At 51.5% G+C, this 22,676-nt stretch carries 22 protein-coding genes; 5 read left to right on the plus strand and 17 right to left on the minus strand.

All coding sequences use genetic code 11. The annotated features are described in order from the left end of the window. Positions 1 to 363: 363 nt before the first annotated feature. The 4 genes from hemG to pepQ are packed head-to-tail and all read right to left on the minus strand — an operon-like array spanning position 364 to position 4,332. Positions 364 to 888: a menaquinone-dependent protoporphyrinogen IX dehydrogenase gene (hemG, locus tag ACF8OF_RS00915; protein WP_262883437.1), complete on the minus strand. Its 525-nt coding sequence runs from the start codon at positions 886 to 888 to the stop codon at positions 364 to 366. 11 nt (positions 889 to 899) lie between these two features. After that, the gene (gene trkH / locus ACF8OF_RS00920; RefSeq protein ID WP_025154668.1) at positions 900 to 2,351 is read right to left on the minus strand and encodes a Trk system potassium transporter TrkH; all 1,452 of its coding nucleotides are present in this window, start codon (positions 2,349 to 2,351) and stop codon (positions 900 to 902) included. 20 nt (positions 2,352 to 2,371) lie between these two features. Continuing rightward, on the minus strand, positions 2,372 to 2,998 hold the full coding sequence (locus ACF8OF_RS00925) for an IMPACT family protein (RefSeq protein ID WP_279800285.1): 627 nt from the start codon (positions 2,996 to 2,998) through the stop codon (positions 2,372 to 2,374). Beyond that, positions 2,998 to 4,332 (minus strand): Xaa-Pro dipeptidase, encoded by a 1,335-nt coding sequence (pepQ, locus tag ACF8OF_RS00930; RefSeq protein WP_392495413.1) that lies wholly within the window; start codon positions 4,330 to 4,332, stop codon positions 2,998 to 3,000. Before pepQ ends, ACF8OF_RS00925 begins: the two co-directional genes overlap by 1 nt. Before the next feature lie 288 nt (positions 4,333 to 4,620). Here pepQ and fadB point away from each other — a divergent pair, with 288 nt between their 5' ends. Then, a complete protein-coding gene (gene fadB, locus ACF8OF_RS00935) occupies positions 4,621 to 6,798 on the plus strand; it encodes a fatty acid oxidation complex subunit alpha FadB (protein WP_392495415.1) in 2,178 nt (725 codons plus the stop codon). A gap of 7 nt (positions 6,799 to 6,805) precedes the next feature. Then, on the plus strand, positions 6,806 to 7,972 hold the full coding sequence (fadA, locus tag ACF8OF_RS00940; RefSeq protein ID WP_392495475.1) for an acetyl-CoA C-acyltransferase FadA: 1,167 nt from the start codon (positions 6,806 to 6,808) through the stop codon (positions 7,970 to 7,972). Positions 7,973 to 8,105: 133 nt separating this feature from the next. Here fadA and fre read toward each other — a convergent pair whose 3' ends face one another. The 3 genes from fre to pepE form a co-directional block, all read right to left on the minus strand. Next, complete coding sequence (gene fre / locus ACF8OF_RS00945) at positions 8,106 to 8,807, minus strand: NAD(P)H-flavin reductase (RefSeq protein WP_262860241.1); 702 nt, start codon at positions 8,805 to 8,807, stop codon at positions 8,106 to 8,108. 8 nt (positions 8,808 to 8,815) lie between these two features. Further along, entirely contained in the window at positions 8,816 to 10,288 is a 1,473-nt protein-coding gene (gene ubiD, locus ACF8OF_RS00950) for a 4-hydroxy-3-polyprenylbenzoate decarboxylase (protein WP_262860242.1), read from the minus strand. A 73-nt stretch (positions 10,289 to 10,361) separates the two neighbouring features. Next, entirely contained in the window at positions 10,362 to 11,087 is a 726-nt protein-coding gene (pepE, locus tag ACF8OF_RS00955) for a dipeptidase PepE (protein WP_392495416.1), read from the minus strand. A gap of 205 nt (positions 11,088 to 11,292) precedes the next feature. On the opposite strand from pepE, the gene rfaH reads away from it, so the two are divergent. Continuing rightward, entirely contained in the window at positions 11,293 to 11,784 is a 492-nt protein-coding gene (gene rfaH, locus ACF8OF_RS00960; protein WP_262864642.1) for a transcription/translation regulatory transformer protein RfaH, read from the plus strand. 71 nt (positions 11,785 to 11,855) lie between these two features. Here rfaH and tatC read toward each other — a convergent pair whose 3' ends face one another. From tatC to udp, 10 genes are all read right to left on the minus strand, one after another. Beyond that, positions 11,856 to 12,611 carry a Sec-independent protein translocase subunit TatC gene (gene tatC / locus ACF8OF_RS00965; protein WP_072872463.1) on the minus strand — a complete coding sequence of 252 codons (756 nt, stop codon included), beginning with the start codon at positions 12,609 to 12,611 and terminating at the stop codon, positions 11,856 to 11,858. Positions 12,612 to 12,633: 22 nt separating this feature from the next. Then, the gene (gene tatB, locus ACF8OF_RS00970; protein WP_392495417.1) at positions 12,634 to 13,158 is read right to left on the minus strand and encodes a Sec-independent protein translocase protein TatB; all 525 of its coding nucleotides are present in this window, start codon (positions 13,156 to 13,158) and stop codon (positions 12,634 to 12,636) included. A 3-nt stretch (positions 13,159 to 13,161) separates the two neighbouring features. Further along, entirely contained in the window at positions 13,162 to 13,422 is a 261-nt protein-coding gene (tatA, locus tag ACF8OF_RS00975; protein ID WP_024475177.1) for a Sec-independent protein translocase subunit TatA, read from the minus strand. A 105-nt stretch (positions 13,423 to 13,527) separates the two neighbouring features. Further along, on the minus strand, positions 13,528 to 15,165 hold the full coding sequence (gene ubiB, locus ACF8OF_RS00980) for a ubiquinone biosynthesis regulatory protein kinase UbiB (RefSeq protein WP_392495419.1): 1,638 nt from the start codon (positions 15,163 to 15,165) through the stop codon (positions 13,528 to 13,530). Beyond that, a complete protein-coding gene (locus ACF8OF_RS00985) occupies positions 15,152 to 15,826 on the minus strand; it encodes an SCP2 domain-containing protein (protein WP_279800291.1) in 675 nt (224 codons plus the stop codon). Before ACF8OF_RS00985 ends, ubiB begins: the two co-directional genes overlap by 14 nt. 1 nt (position 15,827) lies before the next feature. Next, the gene (gene ubiE, locus ACF8OF_RS00990) at positions 15,828 to 16,583 is read right to left on the minus strand and encodes a bifunctional demethylmenaquinone methyltransferase/2-methoxy-6-polyprenyl-1,4-benzoquinol methylase UbiE (RefSeq protein ID WP_004238233.1); all 756 of its coding nucleotides are present in this window, start codon (positions 16,581 to 16,583) and stop codon (positions 15,828 to 15,830) included. 60 nt (positions 16,584 to 16,643) lie between these two features. Beyond that, complete coding sequence (gene rmuC, locus ACF8OF_RS00995; RefSeq protein ID WP_392495477.1) at positions 16,644 to 18,023, minus strand: DNA recombination protein RmuC; 1,380 nt, start codon at positions 18,021 to 18,023, stop codon at positions 16,644 to 16,646. Between the two features lie 182 nt (positions 18,024 to 18,205). Continuing rightward, positions 18,206 to 18,739 carry a DedA family protein gene (locus ACF8OF_RS01000; RefSeq protein WP_262860281.1) on the minus strand — a complete coding sequence of 178 codons (534 nt, stop codon included), beginning with the start codon at positions 18,737 to 18,739 and terminating at the stop codon, positions 18,206 to 18,208. A 23-nt stretch (positions 18,740 to 18,762) separates the two neighbouring features. After that, the gene (locus ACF8OF_RS01005; RefSeq protein WP_392495420.1) at positions 18,763 to 19,545 is read right to left on the minus strand and encodes a tyrosine-protein phosphatase; all 783 of its coding nucleotides are present in this window, start codon (positions 19,543 to 19,545) and stop codon (positions 18,763 to 18,765) included. A gap of 132 nt (positions 19,546 to 19,677) precedes the next feature. After that, a complete protein-coding gene (gene udp / locus ACF8OF_RS01010) occupies positions 19,678 to 20,433 on the minus strand; it encodes a uridine phosphorylase (protein WP_392495421.1) in 756 nt (251 codons plus the stop codon). Between the two features lie 442 nt (positions 20,434 to 20,875). Between udp and ACF8OF_RS01015 the strand changes: the two genes are divergently transcribed. Together ACF8OF_RS01015 and prfH are read left to right on the plus strand one after the other, a co-directional pair. Next, positions 20,876 to 22,012 carry an RNA ligase RtcB family protein gene (locus ACF8OF_RS01015; protein WP_279800294.1) on the plus strand — a complete coding sequence of 379 codons (1,137 nt, stop codon included), beginning with the start codon at positions 20,876 to 20,878 and terminating at the stop codon, positions 22,010 to 22,012. Then, positions 22,012 to 22,620, plus strand: a complete 609-nt coding sequence (gene prfH, locus ACF8OF_RS01020) for a peptide chain release factor H (protein ID WP_392495423.1) — start codon at positions 22,012 to 22,014, stop codon at positions 22,618 to 22,620. Before ACF8OF_RS01015 ends, prfH begins: the two co-directional genes overlap by 1 nt. Positions 22,621 to 22,676: the final 56 nt, after the last annotated feature.

The following is a 22,676-nucleotide window of genomic DNA, read 5'->3' on the forward strand; positions in this document are numbered from 1 at the left end:
ATTGGTCACTCTTCAAGACTTCTCAAAAATAATATTTTTTGTGATATGTCCTGCGAGTGCCCACACAGATTGTCTGATAAATTGTTAAAGAGCAGTTGCAACCTTCGCTGCCGTTGCCGGTCTTCTGCGTTGTTGCGAGGCTGCGTATATTACGTTTTCAGCCCCTTCGAGTCAAGCAATAATTTCTTATCTGCCGTTCTCTTTTTTCCTGCCGGACCGCGTGTTAGCGCGTTGTTCCGTGTCAGTGGAGGTGCATTATAGGGAGTCGCTTTCAGAAGACAAGTGTTTATTTCAACTTTTTTTCTGTTCGCCACTTTTTTCACCACAACGGTGTTTTATCCGGCAAAATCCCGGTGATTTGCTTTAAATCTGAACAAACTCAGCAGCAAAGGCTTCAACCTGCTGCCAATCCGTGTATTCCACTTCCTTGGTGGTATCCGTTTCACCTTTTGTCATTTTCATAATCAGACGGATCATCATCCGGTCAAACCAGCCGTAACGCGGATACAGTAATGCCCCGGCGAATACCGTACAGATGGTCGGCCTCCAGGGGGTTGCGGCCAGAAACTTCCGGACATACACATTTGTCTCTGGTGTCCGTTTCTCCGGCTTGCGGGCTGTCAGGTTTACGCCGAAGAAAGCGGTTTTCATCTGATTCAGCTGCACTGCGTGCAACTTCGCGAATTTATCCAGCGCGCGGTTAAAGTGACCGTAGCGGATAGATGCCCCGACCAGCACCTTCTCATACGGTGCCAGATTCAGCGGCTGATTATCCTGCAAAGATCGGACATCACACTCTGCTCCTGCTTTGCGCAGATGCAGGGCAAGTTCAGTAATGATTTTTTTTGTCTGCCCGTCATGGCCGGAATAAAGCAACAAGTACGACATGAAACACTCCGTTAATCACGCCAGAACGTCGGCGTCAGCAATACCAGCAAAGTAAAGACTTCCAGACGACCAAATAACATCGTCACGACAAGGATCCATTTTCCGCCCGGATTCAGGGTAGTAAAGTTCTCACCCAGCGTTCCCAGCCCCGGTCCCAGATTATTCAGTGTGGTGGCTATCGCAGAGAAAGCGGAAAATTCATCAACACCTGTCGCTATCAGTAACAGCATACTGACCACAAAGACCAGCGCATAAGCGGAGAAAAATCCCCAGACAGCTTCGATAATGCGTTCCGGCAATGCCCTGCGGCCCAGTTTGATAGTGTAAACCGCATTCGGATGCACAAGGCGTTTCAGTTCACGTGCGCCCTGAAGGAACAGCAGCATAATACGGATAACCTTCAGACCACCACCGGTCGACCCCGCACATCCGCCGACAAATGCGGCACACAGCAACAGCATCGGCAGGAATAACGGCCATTTATAGAAACTGTCAGTGGAGAACCCGGCGGTTGTCGCCATTGAGACAACCTGGAAAAATGCCTGGTTGAGGGTTTGTCCCTCCGTAGCATAGACATCAAACTTCCACAAAACCAACGCACAGATCACGACCAGCACAAGCTGGAGGGAAATAAACATCCTGAATTCCAGGTCACGCCAGTAGACGCCCAGGCTGCGTCCGGTCAGTACTGCAAAGTGCAGGCCATAGTTACAGCCCGAGATCAGCAGGAAAATGGCAATGATGGTGTTAATTGCCGGACTGTTAAAGTAACCGATACTGGCATCATGGGTGGAAAATCCGCCGATGGCGATAGTGGAAAAGCTGTGAGATATCGCATCAAAAACATCCATCCCCGCAAACCAGAGAGCAATTGCACAGACGATGGTGAGGAACACATAAATCAACCAGAGCGTTTTTGCCGTTTCCGCAATCCTCGGGCGCATTTTATTGTCTTTCAGCGGCCCCGGCATTTCCGCCCGGTACAACTGCATTCCCCCGACACCCAGCAGCGGCAGGATAGCAACAGCCAGTACAATGATCCCCATCCCGCCCAGCCACTGTAACATCTGCCGGTAGAATAAAATGGCTTTGGGCAGTGTATCCAGCCCGACCAGTGTGGTGGCACCCGTTGTGGTTAACCCGGAGAATGATTCAAAAAACGCATCGGTCACCGACAGGTTCGGACGCTCAGAAAAAATAAAAGGTAATGCCCCGACACTGCCCAGCACTGTCCAGAACAGCACCACAATCAGAAAACCTTCTTTCGGCTTTAACTCACTTTTTTTATTGCGGTTCGGGATCCAGAGCAGCAGGCCGATAATCAGTGCCGCCAGGAATGTCTGACTGAATGCTTTACCTGCACCGTCTTTATAGATGAGCGCCACAATCCCGGGAATGATCATGGTGACAGAAAAAATAATGACGAGTAACCCGACAATACGGGTTATGGCGCGAAAATGCATTGCAGCAGAGTCCTCAGAAATCAGTTTCCGGTGGTGTCATCAGGGCATTTAAGCTCAAACATTCCCCGGCTCAGGTCACGTAATTTATCACTAACCTCACTCAGTAAGGTAGCAGGAATCGAAATACGTAACGTCACATCCGCACCGAAATCACTGTTGATTATCGTGCCATCCACCTGCCGGACCACTAATTCTGCCTGGCTGATAAAGCTGTAATCACAGGTTATTTCACATATCACCTGCGGGATTTTGATTTTCGTCACCAGCAATTTCAGTGCCTGCTGAACCCCGCTGCCGTATGCACGGACCAGCCCGCCGGTGCCTAATTTTATTCCGCCGAAATAACGGACAACCACCGCCGTAATTTCCCCGATGCCGCTGCCGAGCAGCGGTGCAATCATCGGTTTACCGGCGGTTCCGGTCGGCTCACCGTCATCAGAAAAACCCAGTTGCTGCGAATCATCCGGACGCCCCGCAACAAATGCCCAGCAATGGTGCCGGGCATCGGGATATTCATCTTTGACAGACTGGATAAATTGCTTTGCTTCATCCACCCCGTCCGTATGTTGCAACAGGGTGATGAAACGGCTTTTTTTTATCTCTTCAGTAAACGTAACCGGCTCAGCCGGTATAAGGTACGATTTCATTACGGCAGATTCAGATCCCGCGTCATATTTTCCACACTGTTGTCATGGATAATAATGTTATCTTCAATGCGGATGCCGCCACAAGGTTTAAACTGCTCAATACGTTTCCAGTCAAAATGCTGACTGAACTTACCTTCACGCCACGGTGCCAGCAGAGATTCAATAAAATACAGTCCCGGCTCGATTGTCAGCACCATACGCGGCTCCAGAATACGGGTGCAGCGCAGAAACGGATACATTTCCGGTGCTGCCAGATGCTCACCCTGATCATTCTGCATAAACCCGGCAGCATCATGAACCTGAAGACCCAGTGGATGCCCCAGACCATGCGGCAGGAATGGTGTGGTTACCCCTTCACTGACCATTGCTTCTTCAGACATTCCGGTGATGATCTTATGTTTTTTCAGCAGCTTCGCGATGCGGTGATGCATCTGAATATGGTAATCGGTATAGCGGACCCCGGCTTTAATATCACCGATCAGTGACTGCTGCTCATTATTCAGATCAGAGACCAGTTGTGCGAAATCGCTGTCAGCATCAGCAGCATACGTCCGCGTTAAATCAGCGGCATAACCATTGAATTCGGCTCCGGCGTCAATCAGGAAGCTGTGCCGTGTATGTGGTGCGTTTTTATTCAGTTTGGTGTAGTGCAGAACAGCGGCGTTTTCATTAATAGCAACAATATTGTCATACGGTACATCAGTATCACGATGGCCGGTTGCCATCAGGTACGCCATATTGATATCAAATTCACTCAGGCCGGATAAAAAGGCTTCATGGGCGGCAAGATGCCCGTTAACCGCCATTTTTTGTGCTTCACGCATGCAGGCCAGTTCGTAATCTGTTTTATATGAACGATGAAACGCAAAGAAATCCAGCACCGCTTTCGGGTTAATATGATTGCTGCTGATCCCCAGCGCTGCGGCACGATCAGTATTCGGCCCGATATACGCAGTGCGGATTTTATCCTGTGAAGCCAGCATGGAGGCAATATCACCGGCATTCTTCAGATGGATAACCTCAACATCGTTTGTCCAGTAAGAAGAAGGTAACGCCTCGACGCTGTGCCAGTAATCAACCGGGGAATAGAACCATAACTTCGGCTTATTCACACCATCAGTCCACAGCCAGCAATGCGGTACATCAGTGACCGGCACCCATGCTTTAAAATGCACGTTACTTTTAAAGGGATAGTCACGATCATCGAGAAAAATGCGTATCGGTTCACCTGAGTGGATCAGTAACGAGTCCAGTTTCTCGCGCGCAAGAATATCGCGGGTCCGCTGTAATAATGTTGCGATGTGCTCACGGTAGAGGGATGCCATTTTTTCCATGGGAATTAACCTTTTTTCATTATGATAGTGACAAAAGCTTAGCATGATCTCCGCGATGATGGATATGGCAGGCTATGTCATCCCCGGTTATTTACCGGGAATCTTCGGCGCGTCACGACGTTTTTCTTTTCTGTTTCTGCATATTGAGACATTTTGCGTGATCTTCAGCGCAAAAAATCATCATTTCATTTGCTTTTGTTAACAAAAAAATCACAATTACCCCATCTGGTCATACCACCTGGTGTTCTCATCCTTTACCGGAGCGATGCGATATTTAAGGAGAACCGTATGCTTTATCACAGTGAATCAATGAAGGTCAGCTGGGAAAAAGAGGGAATTGCAAAACTTGTTTTTGATGCGCAGGGAGCGATAAATAAACTGGATACCCGGACAATTGCCTCACTGGATGAAGCCGTTGCCTGCCTTGAACAAATACCACAGCTGAAAGGCCTGATTATTACCTCCGCCAAAGAAAGCTTTATCCTGGGCGCAGATATTACAGAATTTCTTACACTGTTTAATGCGCCGGACGAACAACTCACCGAATGGCTGAATTTTGCCAACCGGTTGTTTAACCGGATTGAAGATCTGCCTGTGCCTACTGTCGCTGCACTGCGGAAATTCACACTCGGCGGCGGGTGTGAGTGCGCACTGACAACAGACTACCGCCTCGCCACTGACGATCTGCGTATCGGCCTGCCGGAAACCAAACTCGGGATAATGCCGGGCTTCGGCGGCTCAGTCCGTCTGCCCCGCCTGATTGGTTGTGATAATGCCCTTGAACTGATCACACAGGGAAAAATCGTGACTGCCGGGGAAGCACTGAAACTCGGTCTGACAGACGGTATTGTGCCGGATGATGAACTGATTAACGGCTCACTGATACTGCTGGAACAGGCCATCAGTGACCGGATGGACTGGCAGGCACGGCGGCAGCAGAAAAAAGCGGCGTTGCAGTTACGCCCGGCAGAACTGCAGATGAGTTTAATCACAGCCAAAGCCCTTGTCCGGCAAAAAGCAGGTAAACATTACCCCGCGCCGATGGCGGCAGTAAACGGAATAGAAGCCGGAGCCGGATTACCCCGTGATGAGGCATTACTCTGCGAAACGGCTCATTTTGTTCCGCTGACCCGGACACGGGCCGCCCGCGCCCTGGTTTCTCTTTTCCTGAATGAACAATATGTCAAAGGCCTTACCCGCCGGCAGACCGCGTTACGTAATGCACCGGAACACGCTGCCGTTATCGGCGCAGGCATTATGGGCGGCGGTATCGCTTATCAGTCCGCTTACAGCGGCATTCCGGTACACCTGAAAGATATTCAGCCTGCCGCCCTGCAGGCCGGTATTGATGAAACGGTAAAACTGCTGGAAAAACAGTGTCAGTCCGGAAAAATGACCGTGGTTCAGGCCGCCGGGATACGCGCCGCTATCCACCCCGTCCGCCATGATAATGAACTCAGTGACTGCGATATTGTGGTTGAAGCGGTTGTTGAAAACAAAGCCATCAAACAAAAAGTGCTGGCCGATATTGAACAACAAGTCAGCGAACACTGTATTCTGACATCAAATACTTCTTCGATCCCTGTCAGTGAACTGGCTCAGGTGCTGAAACGCCCGCACAATTTCTGCGGAATGCATTTTTTCAATCCCGTACCTAAAATGCCGCTGGTTGAAGTGATCCGGGGAGAGAAAACCTCAGACGACACAATCGCCGCTGTGGTGCACTATGCCCACAAAATGGGAAAAACCCCCGTTGTGGTGGGGGATTGCCCGGGATTTTTTATCAACCGCGTACTGTTTCCGTATCTGAACGCGTTTTCTCTGCTGGTGTCCGCCGGTGCGGATATTAAAGCCGTGGATCGTGTTATGGAGCAGGAATTCGGCTGGCCGATGGGACCGGCGCTGTTGCTCGATGTTGTCGGGCTGGATACCGCCAATCATGTACAGCATGTGATGGCTGAGGGCTATCCGGGACGGATGGTCGTTGAAGAGCGCAATGTCATCAGTCTGTTTGCCGGACTGAAACGACTGGGGCAGAAAAGCCGTCTCGGGTTTTACCGCCATACTGATGACGGCAAAGGCCGCCTGCAGAAACAGCCCGATGAACAGCTCGAAGAAGTACTTGCACCGCTGGAGCGAACACCCCGCGATTTTACCGCGGACGAGATTATCGACCGCCTGATGATTCCGATGGTGAACGAGGTTATCCGCTGCTACGAGGAAGGCATAATCAGCAGCCCGGCCGAAGCAGACCTGGCGCTGGTTTACGGTCTTGGCTTTCCGCCGTTCCGGGGCGGTATTTTCCGTTATCTGGATGATACCGGCACCCGCGCTTTCTGTGAAAAAGCAGCGCAATACAGCGCACTGAGTCCGCTTTATGCCATTCCGGACAGTCTGCGGGCACATGCTGTTAATAACACACCTTATTATCCGCAACCGGATAGTCACCTTGTTACTGCACAGTGAGGTTTATATGGGAAAAGTCATGATAATTGATGGTCTCCGCACCTCAATGGGACGTTCAAAAAACGGTATTTTCCGGCATGTGCGGGCAGAAACTCTCTCGGCAGAAGTGATGAGTGCGGTAATAAAACGCAATAAAATCAATGCGGATGACATTGATGACATTATCTGGGGGTGTGTGCAGCAGACCGGGGAACAGGGGTTTAATATCGCCCGTCATGCCGCCCTGCTGACAGATATTCCGCATACGGTGCCGGCGGTTACCGTTAACCGGCTGTGCGGTTCATCGATGCAGGCCCTGCATGATGCTGCCCGTCTGATTCAGACCGGTGACGGTAAACTGGTACTTGCAGGGGGCGTTGAACATATGGGTCATATCCCGATGACACACGGTATCGATATCAATCCGGCTGCCGCACTGCACACCGCCAAAGCGTCCGGTATGATGGGATTAACCGCCGAAGCACTGGCGCGGCAATTTTCTGTCAGCCGTGAGTCACAGGATGAATTTGCTCTGCGTTCACATCAGCGGGCCGCACAGGCATTCCGAGACAACAGATTCAGCCGTGAAATCCACCCGGTTCAGGGGCATAACCAGGCCGGAGTACCTGTCATTGCCACCCGGGATGAAACCGTCCGCGATAACGGCAGCCTTACCGAGCTGGCCGTATTGCGTCCGGTATTTGATCCGGTCAGCGGTACGGTTACCGCCGGTAACTCCTCTGCAATTTCAGATGGTGCCTCAGTAACGCTGCTGGCCGGGGAGCACTATGCCCGTGAGCATGGTTTATCTCCGCGGGCAGTAGTACGGGCGATGAGTGTTACCGGCTGTGAACCGGCACTGATGGGATACGGCCCGGTACAGGCAACACAGGCAGTTCTGAAAAAGGCCGGGCTGACGCTGGCAGATATTGATGTTATCGAACTGAACGAAGCATTTGCGGCACAGGCACTTGCCTGCCTGAAGGGCATGGGATTATCTGACTGTTATGATGACAAAGTGAATCTGCATGGCGGCGCGATTGCTCTCGGGCACCCGCTCGGCTGTTCCGGCACCCGGATCATTAATTCACTGCTGACAGTCATGGAGCAGCGGGATGCACAATTCGGGCTGGCAACGATGTGTATTGGTTTTGGTCAGGGGATAGCAACCGTGATTGAACGTGTCCGTGGCTGATCACTGAGAACGTTATAAATAACAGCGACGTTTTCTGCTTCATCTCACCACACAAGAACGTCGCTGACACTGCTTTAACCGTTTGGCTGACCTGTTATCAGCATTCTCCCGCCGTCAGGGGGCGGGATTTTCTTTAAATAAACTCGAATGCATCACCAAACAGACGATCAGCATCCGCACCGCGTTCCTGGCAGAAACGCTCACGGGCGATTTTAGCCATTTCAAACCGGCCGGCAATATAGATATCTTTTCCGGCCAGTGAACCAAAATCATCCAGAACCGCACTGAGCACCGTACCGGTTCGTCCGCGCCAGGTATCATCCGGCTGTTCAACAACAGGGATAATTTTCAGGTTCGGATGTGTTTCGGCGAGCGCCTGCAATTCACCGAGGTCATAGAGATAAACATGCTCTCTGGCACCCCAGTAAAACGTGATATCACGCTGCGGATTTTCTTCCAGGGCCGCCAGCAGAACAGAACGGGTGTAAGAAAAACCGGTTCCTCCGGCAATCAGGAGCATGGGTGCGTCACTGTTTTCCCTGAACCAGGCGTTGCCGTGCGGGATATCAATAGTCACCCGCCGGTTATCCAGGATCCGATCCATCACCGCCATCGCATAAAGATTAAATTCAGATGCACCGATATGCAGCTCAATTTCCTGCCGGGATGACGGCGCGGATGCCATTGAGAACGGGCGCTTATCCCGTTCATCCATCACCACCATCAGGTATTGCCCGGCTTTGAATGAAAAATCACCATCCGGTAATAATTTTATGCGGTATACCGTATCCGTTATAGATTCAACAGAGGTAACTTTGCAGTTTAACGTTGCCATGTGCTCCCTCAATTATCGAGAATATTTAATTCGTCCCATATGGCGTCAACACGCTGTCTGACTTCATCGGTCATAACAATCGGTTTGCCCCACTCGCGCGAGGTTTCGCCGGGCCATTTATTTGTTGCATCCAGTCCCATCTTCGACCCCAGCCCCGATACCGGAGATGCAAAATCGAGATAGTCAATCGGGGTATTTTCCATCATGACAGTGTCCCGGGCCGGATCCATCCGGGTCGTGATCGCCCAGATCACATCATTCCAGTCACGGGCATTGATATCATCATCGCAGACAATAACAAATTTAGTGTACATAAATTGCCGTAAATACGACCAGACTCCCATCATGACCCGCTTTGCATGTCCCGCATACTGCTTTTTCATGGTGACAACGGCCAGGCGGTATGAACACCCTTCCGGCGGCAGGTAAAAATCCACAATTTCAGGGAACTGCTTCTGCAGAATCGGCACCAGCACTTCATTCAGCGCCACACCCAGTGTTGCCGGTTCATCCGGCGGACGACCGGTATAGGTTGAGTGATAGATAGGCTCATCACGCTGGGTAATATGAGTGACCGTAAAGACAGGGAAATCATCCACTTCATTATAATAACCGGTATGATCCCCGTATGGCCCTTCCGGTGCAGTTTCACCCGGCTCAATATACCCTTCAAGAATGATCTCCGCACCGGCAGGAACTTCCAGATCATTCGAGATACATTTGACCACTTCTGACTTATTACCGCGCAGTAATCCGGCAAAGGCGTACTCGGACAAAGTATCCGGAACCGGCGTCACCGCGCCGAGAATTGTCGCAGGATCAGCACCCAGCGCCACCGCAACCGGAAAACGCTCTCCCGGGTGTGCCTGACACCATTCCTGAAAATCGAGTGCGCCGCCGCGATGCGATAACCAGCGCATAATCAGTTTATTTTTCCCCAGCACCTGCTGGCGGTAAATGCCCAAATTCTGACGATCTTTAAACGGCCCGCGGGTGACGGTCAGTCCCCAGGTGATCAGCGGTGCCGCATCATCCGGCCAGCAGTGCATAACCGGGATTTTTGTCAGATCCACATCATCGCCGGTGAAAACATGTGCCTGGCACGGCGCGGAACTCAGCCGCTTGGTCGGCATATTAAGAACCTGCTTAAACTTCGGCAGCTTATCGATAAGGTCACGGAACCCTTTCGGCGGATCCGGCTCTTTCAGGAAAGCCAGCAGTTTACCGACATCATGCAACGCTTTGACATCCTCCTGCCCCATTCCCATCGCAACCCGTTTGGTTGTGCCGAACAGATTACAGAGCACCGGCATTGAATAACCTTTCGGATTTTCAAACAGCAATGCAGGGCCGCCCGCACGCAGTGTGCGATCCGCAATTTCCGTCATTTCGAGGTAAGGATCGACTTCAGTTTTGATCCGTTTAAGCTCGCCCTGACTTTCCAGAATGGTGAGAAAATCTCTCAGGTCCCGATATTTCATTATGTTATTAATCTGTCAGCAGGTGGAAGGGACTCCATTATAGGAATCCCGCCCACTGTTACAAGTACAGGGATCAGCAGCAGCGGAACGGAACCCGGTCTGCCAGAGCACTGGTATCGAATTGTTCCGGGAATGTTTTGTTGTGCTGAAAGAGTTTGAATCCTTCATTTTTGCCGCTGAAGTAGTGCAGCTCATTTCCGGTGATATGGAAACCGCTGCCTTCACGCAGCGCCACAACAATCTCATCCGGATTGATGGCACAGAATTCCGCAATCCGCTCATCACGGGTTTCACCCATATGGCCGCTGATCACCGCGTCAATATAGTGAGGGTTAATCTGAACAGGGAACAGCCCCAGAGACGGCATCACCACACAGTTACGTACCGGCATATCATTGGTGGTCCGGATACTCGGCGTGGCAACGTTACACCCGGCACTCCAGCCGATATACGGGATATTTCGTTCACGAACCGCGCGCTGGATCGGCACAACCAGGCCATTTTCATGCAGCAATTGATTCAGCAGCCAGGTATTTCCGCCGCTGACAAGAATACATTCCGCATTTTCGACAGCCTGAACCGGGGAATCAAAATGGTCGATGCAGGTAACATCAATCCCCAGCGCTTCAGAGAGTTCACGGGCACGCTGGTCGTGATCAGCGCGGATAACCGCATAGGCAATCAGCACTGCAGAGCGGATCCCGCGGGTTTTTATCATTATCCGGATGCGATCCTGTGCATAACTGAGCCATTGCGGGTTACCGGAAAGTTTGCCGTTACTGAGTAAAAAAATGTCCATCGACATTGCCCTTATTATTCTGTCATTATAAATATGATAATCAGTTTATAACCCATTAAATGACATCATTCTACGGTAAAAAGCAACTCAAATAAGGGACTGAATTCACACTCATTTATCTTAAACAGCCATTTGTTGCATTCATAGTAAAACAAATTTGTTATTATCAGGCTTTATATAAGCCCCGTTTGTGTTGGATAGCGTAATGAAGGATTGGTATTTATTGTACTGCAAACGCGGACAGCTTCCGCGGGCAATGGAACATTTGCAGCGGCAGCAGGTGGAATGCCTGACACCGATGGCGAACATTGAAAAAGTGGTTCGGGGCAAACGTGTGACAGTCAATGAGCCTCTGTTCCCAAATTATCTGTTTATCTCTTTTGATCCCGAAATTATTCATACAACCACGATTAACTCAACGCGCGGCGTCAATCATTTCGTCCGTTTCGGGCCGCTGCCTGCGGTTGTTCCCGCATCATTGATTGAAGAGCTGAAAAATGCCGAATGTATCAGTCTGTCGGAGCAAAATGTACCGCAACCGGGAGATATTGTGGAAATTACTGAAGGGATGTTTAAAGGCCTGGACGCGATTTATCAGGAACCGGACGGTGACACCCGTTCGGTGCTGCTGCTGACACTGATCAGTAAAGAACTGACCAAAAAAGTGGATAACACCAGCTTTATCCGGAAACGCTGAGTATTTTCCGCCCCCCGGAAACAAAAAACCGCCCTGTTGTTAAGGCGGTTTTTACCTGAAGCAGTATCGCGTTACTCTTCGGCTTCTTCATCCTGCGGTTGTTCTTTACTGCGCGGTACATAGAAACGGGCAAAGAACACACCGACTTCAAACAGCAGATACATCGGGATAGCCAGCAGCGTCTGCGAGAATACATCCGGTGGTGTCAGCAGCATCCCCACCACAAAAGCTCCGACCAGAATATAAGGCCGTTTCTGCTTCAGTGAGGCAACGGTCGTCGCACCGCTCCAGCACAACAGAATAATGGCAATCGGCACCTCAAAGGAGATACCAAACGCCATAAACAGCGCCATGACAAAGCTGAGATAGTTATTAATATCTGTTGCAATGACCACATCCTGCGGTGCTGTCGAGGTAAAGAACCCGAACGCCAGCGGGAAGACAACAAAATACGCGAATGCCATCCCCATATAAAACAGCACAGTGCTGAAAAACAGCAGCGGCATTAATAAGCGGCGTTCATGCTTATACAGTGCCGGTGCGATAAAAGCCCAGACCTGGTACAGAATGTACGGTGCCGAAATAAAAATAGAGACCATAATAGTCAGCTTAATCGGCGCCAGGAACGGTGACGCAACATCCGTTGCGATCATGTTCGAGCCCTGCGGCAGTTTGCTCACCAACGGCGAGGATACCAGCTGATAGATATCATTTGAGAAATACGCCAGCGCAACAAACACAACAAAGACTGCAATCAGGCTGTTGAGAATGCGTTTTCGTAATTCGATTAAATGAGTGATCAGCGGTTGCGTGTCTTCAACAGCCATAACGTACTTTTACCGTAATCTATTAATGTTTCTGTGAATCTGACGCAGCAGCAGTTACCGGTGACGGTGCAGGTTCTGTATCACTGACTTCCGGTGACGGACGGGCCGGGATTTCGTCTGCAGCAGCCGGGGATGGTGCTGCCGGATTTTCCGCCGCCGGAGAACCGGAGGATGCCGGGCGGGCAGACGGGATGTCAAGTTCCCGGTCAGCCAGTGCTTCCGGATCCAGCTGCTTTTTCAGTGTATCAACCGGTTCCTGATAAGAGCGGCGTAATGTATCCGCTGCTTCTTTCAGTTCATCCATCGATGCCTTCAATTCAGGTGAAATGGCTTTACCGGCCTGCTCTTCCATTTTTTTCAGGTTATCCTGCAACTCCTGAAGTTTGAGTTCCTGGGTCAGCTCATTTTGCACATTGGCAGCCATTGAACGCATCACACGGATCCAGCCGGCTACTGTCTTCACAGCAACCGGAAGGCGTTCAGGTCCCAGAACCACAAGTCCGATAACCAATACTAAGATCAGTTCACCAAAACCGATGTCAAACACGGGTTATACCTGCTCTTTGTTTTTATTCTCTGGCTGCTCAGCTGAATCAGCTTTCTTTTCTGCGATATTTTTTTGTTCAAAATCCGCGTCTTTTCCGGCTGTTGTTGTATCTGCTTTGTTCTGATCGTCATCACCGATGGCTTTTTTAAAGCCTTTGATGGATGCGCCTAAATCAGATCCCAGGGTACGGAGTTTGTTTGTTCCGAACAGGAGAACAACAATCACAGCAATAATTAACAATTGCCAAATATTAATACCGGCCATTAGTTTTACCTCAAATTGATATGGACCTACTTACTTCATTATATACAACCACAGCCGTATACGGAAATACACAACATCGGCTGAAACCTTGCTTTAACTCAATCTTTACTTCATTTTACCGGATTGCCACCATCCTGTTACCCAGGTGAGCGCACCAAAAAACATCAGAACCCAGGGGGCAACAGGTGCGCCGGCCAGATAGAATAAGCTCGCACAGACAAACAATGTCGCGCCGATACCCAGCGAGAAATTTGCTTTCCGCTGAGCAGCCTGCTGCTGTTTCATCTGCTCTGCCAGCCGCTCAACACCGGACTGAAGACGACGCTGCTGTTTAAGACTGTCATACACCAGTTCCGGTAATTCCGGTAGTTTTTCCGCCCAGAACGGTGCTTTTTCTTTGATACTGCGGATCACGGCTTTCACACCAATCTGACTTTTCAGCCACGATTCAAGGAATGGTTTCGCGGTTTTCCACAGATCCAGCTGCGGATAGAGCTGGCGCCCCAGTCCCTCAACATACAGCAGAGTTTTTTGTAATAAAACCAGCTGAGGCTGAACTTCCATATTAAAGCGCCGGGCGGTATTAAACAGGTTCAGCAACACATGACCGAAAGAGATTTCTGCCAGCGGTTTTTCAAAAATCGGTTCACACACCGTACGGATAGCAAATTCAAAATCTTCCACATTGGTATCCGGCGGCACCCAGCCGGAATCCACATGCAGTTCAGCCACTTTGCGGTAATCACGGTTAAAGAAGGCAATAAAGTTTTCCGCGAGATAGCGCTTATCTTCTTTATTCAGTGAACCGACAATACCGCAGTCGATACCGATATACTGAGGATCGTCCGGATGCTCGCGGCTGACAAAAATATTACCCGGATGCATATCCGCATGAAAGAAACTGTCACGGAAAACCTGAGTGAAGAAGACCTGCACGCCACGCTCGGCCAGCAGCTTCATGTTTGTGCCCTGCTCATGCAGAGCCGCAATATCAGAAACCGGAATGCCGTAGATACGCTCCATGATCAGCACATTTTCACGGCAGAGATCCGGATAAACCTCCGGCACATAGAGCATCGGGCTGTTTTCAAAATTACGGCGCAACTGAATGGCATTAGCCGCTTCGCGTTGCAGATTCAGCTCATCCAGCAGTGTTTTTTCATACTCACGTACGACCTCTTTCGGCCGCAGACGTCTGCCGTCCGGTAACAGGGGAACCATGTTCGCCAGCCGGTACATCAGATGAATATCCGCCTGAATCACCGGCAGGATATCCGGACGGATCACTTTCAGTACCACCGCCTGTCCGTTTTCTTTCAGGACAGCGGTGTGTACCTGCGCAATTGATGCGGATGCCAGCGGGGTAATATCAAAATCATCGAACCAGGTTTCCACTGGTCCTTCCAGGGCATCTTCAATAGTTTTCTTTGCCAGATTACCGTCAAATGATGAAACGCGATCCTGCAGCAGCGCCAGCTGATCGGCAATGGCCGGCGGGAACAGATCCCGGCGGGTGGAAAGCATCTGCCCGAACTTTATCCATACCGGCCCCAGTTCCTGAAGCGCCAGACGCAGACGCTCACCCAGCACTTTGTCTTTATGCTTGTTCGGCATCCAGAACAGTGAACGGCGCCAGAGGCGGATAGCCCAGCTCAGACGATTTTTGGGGATCAGTTCATCCAGCCCGTAATTCAGGAGAGTGCGGATGATAAAATAGAGGCGTTTTATTTCACTCGGTCTCATACCCGGTTCCTGCTTTTTTTTCCAGACGGGCGAGGCGCGCCTCAAGTTCATTTGCGGTTTGTGCAGCATCCGCAACTTCATCACAGAAATGAGCGGCTTCCAGTGCAGAAGGAGCAAGCGCCCACTCACGGGTGACCGCACCGGTCAGGTATTCCTGCTGACGGCATACTGCACGACGGATAAACTGCCCGCCTTTTACGGCGATCTGAGTCAGTGTCTGCGCGGCAATATCGCCGGTATACGGCGCCAGATAATGTGCCGGATCCCATTCCGCCATATCCAGCAGCGCGGAAAAGTGCTGAATAACCTGCATATCACCGTCAATCACGATATCACCCTGCCGGATCAGTGCAGAAAGCTGTTGTTTGTCTTTCAGTTTCAGCAGAGTGAGAAAACGGGTTTGCAGTACACAGTCAGCCGGGTCTTCCCAGCGGGAAATCACATCCAGCTGCTTTTCACTGAAGATCAGTGTGAACTGCATATCCGGCTCTGTCAGCCGGAGGGTGAGTGTTTTACCGGTCAGACGGGCGCGGGCCGGCTTCAGTACCGTTTCGCTGTACAGCAGCCGGTTAAGTACCGTTTCCAGAAATCCGGCAACCACAGGATAAAGTGCCTGCGGACTGACAGGAGACGGAATATTTTCTGCAAACGTATCAGCCATATCAGAATTTGAATCCTTTATGCAGCGCCACAATGCCGCCGGTCATATTGGTATAGGAAACATGCTCAAATCCGGCATTTTCCATCATGCCTTTCAGGGTTTCCTGATCCGGATGCATGCGGATGGATTCGGCAAGATAGCGGTAGCTGTCCGCATCATTCACAACCGCCTGCCCGATACGCGGCAGCACGTGGAAGGAATAAGCGTCATATACTTTACTCAGCGGTTCAATTACCGGTTTGGAGAATTCCAGCACCAGCAGGCGACCGCCCGGTTTTAACACACGGAACATGGAGCGGAGTGCTTTGTCTTTATCAGTGACATTACGCAGCCCGAAAGAGATGATGATGCAGTTGAAGTAATCATCCGGGAACGGCAGTTCTTCGGCGTTCGCCTGAACATAATTCACATTGCCGACAACCCCGTGGTTACGCAGCTTTTCCCGGCCCATTTTCAGCATGGAGTCGTTAATATCCGCAAGGATCACCTGCCCGTTTTCACCGACCATACGGGAAAATTTTGCGGTAAAATCACCGGTTCCCCCGGCAAGATCCAGCACCCGCTGACCGCGGCGGACACCACTGGCATCAATAGTAAAACGTTTCCAGACACGATGGATGCCGAAAGACATCAGGTCATTCATCAGATCGTATTTTGCGGCAACAGAATGAAAGACGTTTGCCACCATACCTGCTTTTTCGTTTCTGTTAACAGTGCGAAAACCAAAATCGATTGTATCCCGGGATTGCTCTTCCATTCTCTTCTTGCCTGTTTTGCCTGTGTGCATGAATTAGTGATCGGAAAAGTGTATCAGCCTTTACCGCAAAACCCTATGCCCATTGTGTTGTTCTGCAAAATTAGCCGGAACCTCCGGCAGTTCATCCGCGGCACTGTCCTGCTGTTCACTGAGGCGGGCTTTCTGCACCAGAATTTCATCCAGCGGGCGTTTTACCTCAACCCCCAGTTCACGGAAGCTTTCTGCCTGTGACAACAAGTTTCCGCGGCCGGTGGTCAGTTTTTTCATCGCCCCGTGGTATGTGCTCTGGGCTTTATCCAGCGCCTGACCGATACCGTCCATTTCCTCGGTAAACAGGCGGAGTTTGTCATACAGACGCGCGGCCCGTTGTGCAATTGCCTGACTGTTTTCATGCTGATGTTCATAACGCCAGAGATTGGCGATTGTCCGCAGCGCCACCAGCAGTGTGGACGGGCTGACCAGCATGATATTGCTTCTGAGGGCTTCGTCCAGTAACACACTTTCCTGACCGACCGCTGCCAGAAATGCCGGTTCGACAGGGATAAACATCAGTACATAATCCAGCGAGTTAATCCCGCTGAGATCCTGGTATTCTTTGCGGCTCAGACCGCGGATGTGCTGACGCACAGAGTTGATGTGTTCCGTCAGTGCCGCCTGCCGGGCGTCCGGGGTGTCACTGTTGAAGTAACGCTCGTAGGCCACCAGCGATACTTTGGCGTCCACAATCACCTGCTTGTTCTGTGGCAGGTAAATCACCACATCCGGCTGATAACGGCTTTGCTGTTCGTTTTTCAGGCTGACCTGGGTGGCGAATTCATGGCCCTCGCGCAGACCGGAGGCCTCCAGGATACGGGCAAGAATAGTTTCCCCCCAATTACCCTGCATTTTATTGTCACCTTTCAGGGCATTGGTGAGGTTGACCGCTTCCTGCGCCATCCGCAGATTAAGCTGTTGCAGGCGCTGAATTTCATGTGTCAGGGTGTGGCGTTCACGGCTTTCCTGGCTGTAACTTTCCTGAACCTGCCGGTTGAAGTTATCCAGCTGTTCACGGAACGGACGCAGCAGCATGGACAGGCTCTGGCGGTTGAGTTCATCTGTCCGGCGACCGCTCTGTTCAAAGATGCGGGAAGCCAGATTTTCAAACTGGGTATTCAGGCGTTGCTCACTGTTAAGCAGCAGCCGCTGTTTTTCTTCAGCCGCCAGGCGGCTCTCTTCCAGCCGGGTGGTCAGCTCACGGATTTCCGCTTCCTGCTGTGCGCTGATATGGCGGGCATTTTCCAGTGATTGTTCACTCTGTTCTCTGGCCTGCTGCCAATATGCTGCCTGACGCCGGGTTTCATCCAGCAGAGCCAGTTGCGCAATATTGTCCTGTAACAGCCGGTTTTTGTCCGTCAGCCGCTGTTGCAGGCTGAACCAGACCACACCGCCGCCCAGCAGAATTCCGCTCAGAATGCCGATAAAACCATAAAGCCACTGAATATCCACGATGGCCGTCTCCTCCGCGAGTCACTTACGCCGCTTACGGTAAAATAGCACTGTACAGATGTCCACTGTCTTTTTACTGTCCGCCGTTTTTTTCGGCGCGTCACGCAAAAATCAATGTAATCCGTGAAAATGCGGCGCTATCCGCCCATCAGTCCGGCCATCCATTTCAGCCCGAACGCGCCGGGGGCCAGCAGGCCGAATGCCCAGATCACGGCAGAAGACAGGTTCGCCAGCTGAAAATGGCGCTGCGGCATCGCGCAGATCCCGGCCACCAGCGGTACCACGGCGCGGAACGGCCCGAAGAAGCGCCCGAAGAAGACACCCCATATTCCCCATTTTTCAAAGAACTGATGCCCTCTGACCAGAGTTTGCGGGGAGCGTGAAATCGGCCACATATGACGGACATTATCCTTGTAGTAGTAGCCGATGTAATAGGAGATCCAGTCGCCGAAAAAGCCACCGGTGGCTGCCGCCAGAAAGACCGGCATAAAATTCAGCCCGCCTTCCCCGATCAGCGCCCCGACCCCGAGCAGAATCACCGTTGCCGGGAACAACAGGGAAAGAAATGCGAGAGATTCACCGAATGCCAGCACAAAAACGATCGGCAATGCCCAGAATTCATGTTCACGGACAAACGCGGTGACGGTGGTAATAATATCTGCCGGAGCCAGAAAATCCCCCTTACTGTCTGAGTTTACTCAAGGAAATGGTTGCGGATTTTATCGCGGACTGCCGTTGTCAGCCCGATATCTTTCGCCAGCCAGGTATCAATACTGCCATAATGCGAATGAATGCTTTTCAGCGCGGTATTCAGGAAGTCAGGCTGTACGGAGTACACATAGGCGAATTTCTCCACCACCGATTCCGGCATATTTTTCGCGTGCTCTGCCAGCAGTTCATGGCGGTACGGCGCCAGCGTGTCATTAGTCAGCAGGTAATCTTCCATCACCATATCGGTATCCGCGCCGAGTGCAAACAGCACCAGTGCCGACCCCACACCGGTCCGGTCTTTACCGACCGCACAGTGCTGCACAATACCGCCTTTTTCCGGGTTGCGCAGCATATCACCGAGTGCATGATACGCCGGGTTGCCCAGCGGCAGCAGTTCATAGAGGCGCAGCATAAAGGTTTTCGGATCAAACTCCGTCAGTGCTTCATTGCCGAGCTTCTCAAGGTTAGCATCCACTTCCTTTGACATCGGATTTGCCGGTGCGTTCGTGTACAGCGCACCCTGCCACAGACGATCCGGTTTATCAGCAATTTCGCCGCTGTCGCGGTAATCCAGGATCTGAAACAGATTCTGCTCTGTCAGCCGGGTTAAGTCGTTGTCGCTCAGGCGATCCAGCGCCCCGGCACGGAACAGCAGGCCGGGTTTGATTTTACTGCCGTCCGGCAGCACTTTGTTTCCCAGGTCACGGAAATTGATCCCGCCATCGAGCGGCAGCACGGAAGGATGCGGTAATGTCTGTCTGGTCATTGATACCTCTTTATCATTATTATCAGTATGTTCGGCACGATCACTGTATCAGATTTACAGAATGAATGATTAAAAAAAAACCGTACCACCGGAAAATCCGGCAATACGGCTGATTCATGAAACCGGTAACGATCAGATGAGATGACGGGCAGCGTCCACCACAATATCCAGGGTATTGGATTCGGTTTTCTTCATCTTCGCTTCATCAGGAATTTCCTGCTGGGTGCGGTTAACGATAACCCCCGCAACCATCCCGGCACGCAGCCCCTGGCTGGCGCACATGGTCAGCAGTGTGGCGGATTCCATTTCAAAGTTCATCACGCCCATTTCCTGCCACTCTTTCATTGATCCTTTGAACCGGCGGGTCACACGGCCGCTGAACGTATCATAACGCTCCTGGCCCGGATAGAAAGTATCAGAAGAAGCGGTCACACCAATATGAACGGTGGCTTTGGCTGCTTTCGCTGCATTTACCAGCGCGGTGGTGCATTCAAAGTCAGCCACGGCCGGGAATTCCATCGGCGCAAAGTGCAGGCTTGCACCATCCAGGCGCACCGCCGCCGTGGTCACAAGGACATCACCGACATTAATGTTTTCCTGAATCGCTCCGGTGGTACCGATACGCAGGAACGTGCGGATCCCCAGCTGTGCCAGTTCTTCCACCGCGATAGAGGTGGACGGGCCGCCGATGCCGGTTGAACAGACGATAACCGCTTTGCCGTCCAGTTCACCGCGCCATGAGGTGAATTCACGCAGAGACGCGAGATGAACAGGGTTATCCATCAGGCGGGCAATTTTTTCGACCCGGTTCGGATCGCCCGGTACGATAGCCAGCGTCGCACCCTGTAAATCTGCTTTAGTCAAACCTAAATGAAATACATCAGCCATCCTGAACTCCTTAGCGAAAAAATGATTATTGAGGACACTGTAGCGTGCCACTGCACAAAATTTAGTGATTATTATCACTTCATTGATACGTTTCTATGAATCAATTACATAAAAATGAGATTCAAATCACACAAACAGCAGTTTATGCTGAAAATGTCGCCGGACTGCTCTGTGAAAAAGCAAAACACGGGTTGCTTTTTTATCCGCCTCACTCTACTATCCGCACCACTCCGGCACGCGATGCGTGCTGACCTGTCACTTTCAGAACGTAAGGAGGTTCATATGACTACATTACTGTGCACACTTTGCGGGCTCTTGCAGAACTGATTATCACACCGGTATTACAGCGTTATTTCTCCGTATTACCCGTCCCTGTTTCCTGTCTGTTTCTTCCTGACTGCCCGCCATAAACCCGAATTTTCACTATTTTCCGGAATGGATTATGGGCAATTATATGCATTTTGTCGCGCCGGGCGTCTCTTATATCGCCTCGGATGCGACGTGGATCGAAAGTAACGCGATTCAGCAACTGATCACCACCGCACAATTACCGGGTATGACTGCGGTTGCCGGTATGCCGGATCTGCATCCCGGCAGAGGCTATCCGGTGGGTGCGGCATTTTTCTCTGAAGGCCGTTTTTATCCCGCATTGGTCGGTAACGACATCGGCTGCGGTATGGCGCTGTATCAGACTGAGCTGAAAATCAGCAAACTCAACGCGGACAAAGCCGAAAAGCAACTGCGCAGCATGCATGACCATGCGGATACAGACTGGCTGGCAGAGCATGTGAGCGATCACTTCGCTTCACATCCGTTTGCCGCCTCTCTGTCTTCTGTCGGCGGCGGGAATCATTTTGCTGAGTTTCAGCAAATTGACAAAGTTTGTGATGACGGGCTGTTTGCTGCGTCCGGGCTGGATAAACAGCGGATGATACTGCTGGTTCACAGCGGTTCACGCGGACTGGGGCAAATGATTCTGCGTCATCATGTTGAGCAGTTCAGCCACGACGGTCTGACAGACAACACGCCGGAAGCGGCGGAATACCTGACTGCACATCAGCAGGCGCTGGATTTTGCACAACACAACCGGGCGCTGATTGCACTGCGGATGATGCAGCAGCTGCGTACCAAAGGAGAGACGGTACTCGATATCAATCACAACCTGGTGGAAGCCTGTACGGTGAACGGTCGTGACGGCTGGCTGCACCGGAAAGGGGCCACCCCGGTGGATCATGATTATGTGGTGATCCCCGGCTCACGCGGTGATTACAGTTATCTGGTGAAACCACAGGCAACCGCTGACAGCCTTTACTCTCTCGCACACGGCGCAGGGCGTAAATGGATGCGCACCGAGTGCAAAGGACGCCTTTCTCACCGCTATACCCCGGCACAGTTATCCCGCACCGATCTCGGCAGCCGGGTGATCTGTGCCAATAAGCAGCTGATTTATGAGGAAGCACCGCAATCCTATAAATCCATTGAGACAGTGATTGAAAGCCTGTCAGGTGCCGGGCTGATTACCGTGGTGGCGCGGCTGAAACCGTTGCTGACCTACAAAACGAGCGGGGAGTGCTGCTGATGTTATTACAGTTTTCTGCCGCTCACGGCCCTGAGGAATGCTGTCTGGCGGTGAAGCACGCGCTGCGTCTCTTTTTGCAGGAGGCCGCACAGTCAGCGGTCACCGTGACCATTGCGGAGGAAATGCCGTCACAGCACGGCCTGCATTCCGCCCTGCTGTCACTGGACGGAGAGCATGCGGATACGCTGGCGGATCACTGGTGCGGGACATTGCAGTGGCAGTGTGCCAGCCCGTTCCGCCCGACACACCGGCGTAAAAACTGGTTTATCGGCATCCGCCGTTTTACTGCGCCGCAGACGGTATCAGACAGTGAGATTGTCTTTGAACGTCTTAAATCACAGGGGCCGGGCGGTCAGCATGTGAATAAGACTGAATCCGCTGTCCGTGCCACGCACATTGCCACCGGTATTACGGTTAAAGTGCAGTCTGAACGCAGCCAGCACGCCAACAAAAAACTGGCCTGCCGCCTGATTGAATGGCATCTCAGCCAGTATCAGCAACAGCAGTCCGCATCACTGAACGGCGAGCGTCACCGGTCACATCACCAGATCGAACGCGGCCGGGCAACACGCTGCTTCAGCGGGCCGGATTTTCGTCCGGTCAGCTGACAGCACATAACACAAAGCCGGTCATCACTGACCGGCTTTTCTCCTCTTTATATAAG

Origin of the sequence: Morganella sp. TYF_1 (assembly GCF_043105645.1) — a bacterium.
Lineage (GTDB): Bacteria > Pseudomonadota > Gammaproteobacteria > Enterobacterales > Enterobacteriaceae > Morganella > Morganella morganii_B.

Bases quoted from the DNA above. Each gene is read 5' to 3' on its own strand.
- ACF8OF_RS00985 (WP_279800291.1), bottom strand. From the start codon at position 15,826: ATGGCTGATACGTTTGCAGAAAATATTCCGTCTCCTGTCAGTCCGCAG.
- tatA (WP_024475177.1), bottom strand. From the start codon at position 13,422: ATGGCCGGTATTAATATTTGGCAATTGTTAATTATTGCTGTGATTGTT.
- trkH (WP_025154668.1), bottom strand. From the start codon at position 2,351: ATGCATTTTCGCGCCATAACCCGTATTGTCGGGTTACTCGTCATTATT.
- ubiD (WP_262860242.1), bottom strand. From the start codon at position 10,288: ATGAAATATCGGGACCTGAGAGATTTTCTCACCATTCTGGAAAGTCAG.
- pepQ (WP_392495413.1), bottom strand. From the start codon at position 4,332: ATGGAAAAAATGGCATCCCTCTACCGTGAGCACATCGCAACATTATTA.
- ubiE (WP_004238233.1), bottom strand. From the start codon at position 16,583: ATGGAAGAGCAATCCCGGGATACAATCGATTTTGGTTTTCGCACTGTT.
- fre (WP_262860241.1), bottom strand. From the start codon at position 8,807: ATGGCAACGTTAAACTGCAAAGTTACCTCTGTTGAATCTATAACGGAT.
- ACF8OF_RS01005 (WP_392495420.1), bottom strand. From the start codon at position 19,545: ATGACCAGACAGACATTACCGCATCCTTCCGTGCTGCCGCTCGATGGC.
- tatC (WP_072872463.1), bottom strand. From the start codon at position 12,611: ATGGCTGTTGAAGACACGCAACCGCTGATCACTCATTTAATCGAATTA.
- pepE (WP_392495416.1), bottom strand. From the start codon at position 11,087: ATGGACATTTTTTTACTCAGTAACGGCAAACTTTCCGGTAACCCGCAA.
- prfH (WP_392495423.1), top strand. From the start codon at position 22,012: ATGTTATTACAGTTTTCTGCCGCTCACGGCCCTGAGGAATGCTGTCTG.
- hemG (WP_262883437.1), bottom strand. From the start codon at position 888: ATGTCGTACTTGTTGCTTTATTCCGGCCATGACGGGCAGACAAAAAAA.
- ACF8OF_RS00925 (WP_279800285.1), bottom strand. From the start codon at position 2,998: ATGAAATCGTACCTTATACCGGCTGAGCCGGTTACGTTTACTGAAGAG.
- udp (WP_392495421.1), bottom strand. From the start codon at position 20,433: ATGGCTGATGTATTTCATTTAGGTTTGACTAAAGCAGATTTACAGGGT.
- fadB (WP_392495415.1), top strand. From the start codon at position 4,621: ATGCTTTATCACAGTGAATCAATGAAGGTCAGCTGGGAAAAAGAGGGA.
- ACF8OF_RS01015 (WP_279800294.1), top strand. From the start codon at position 20,876: ATGGGCAATTATATGCATTTTGTCGCGCCGGGCGTCTCTTATATCGCC.
- ubiB (WP_392495419.1), bottom strand. From the start codon at position 15,165: ATGAGACCGAGTGAAATAAAACGCCTCTATTTTATCATCCGCACTCTC.
- rfaH (WP_262864642.1), top strand. From the start codon at position 11,293: ATGAAGGATTGGTATTTATTGTACTGCAAACGCGGACAGCTTCCGCGG.
- fadA (WP_392495475.1), top strand. From the start codon at position 6,806: ATGGGAAAAGTCATGATAATTGATGGTCTCCGCACCTCAATGGGACGT.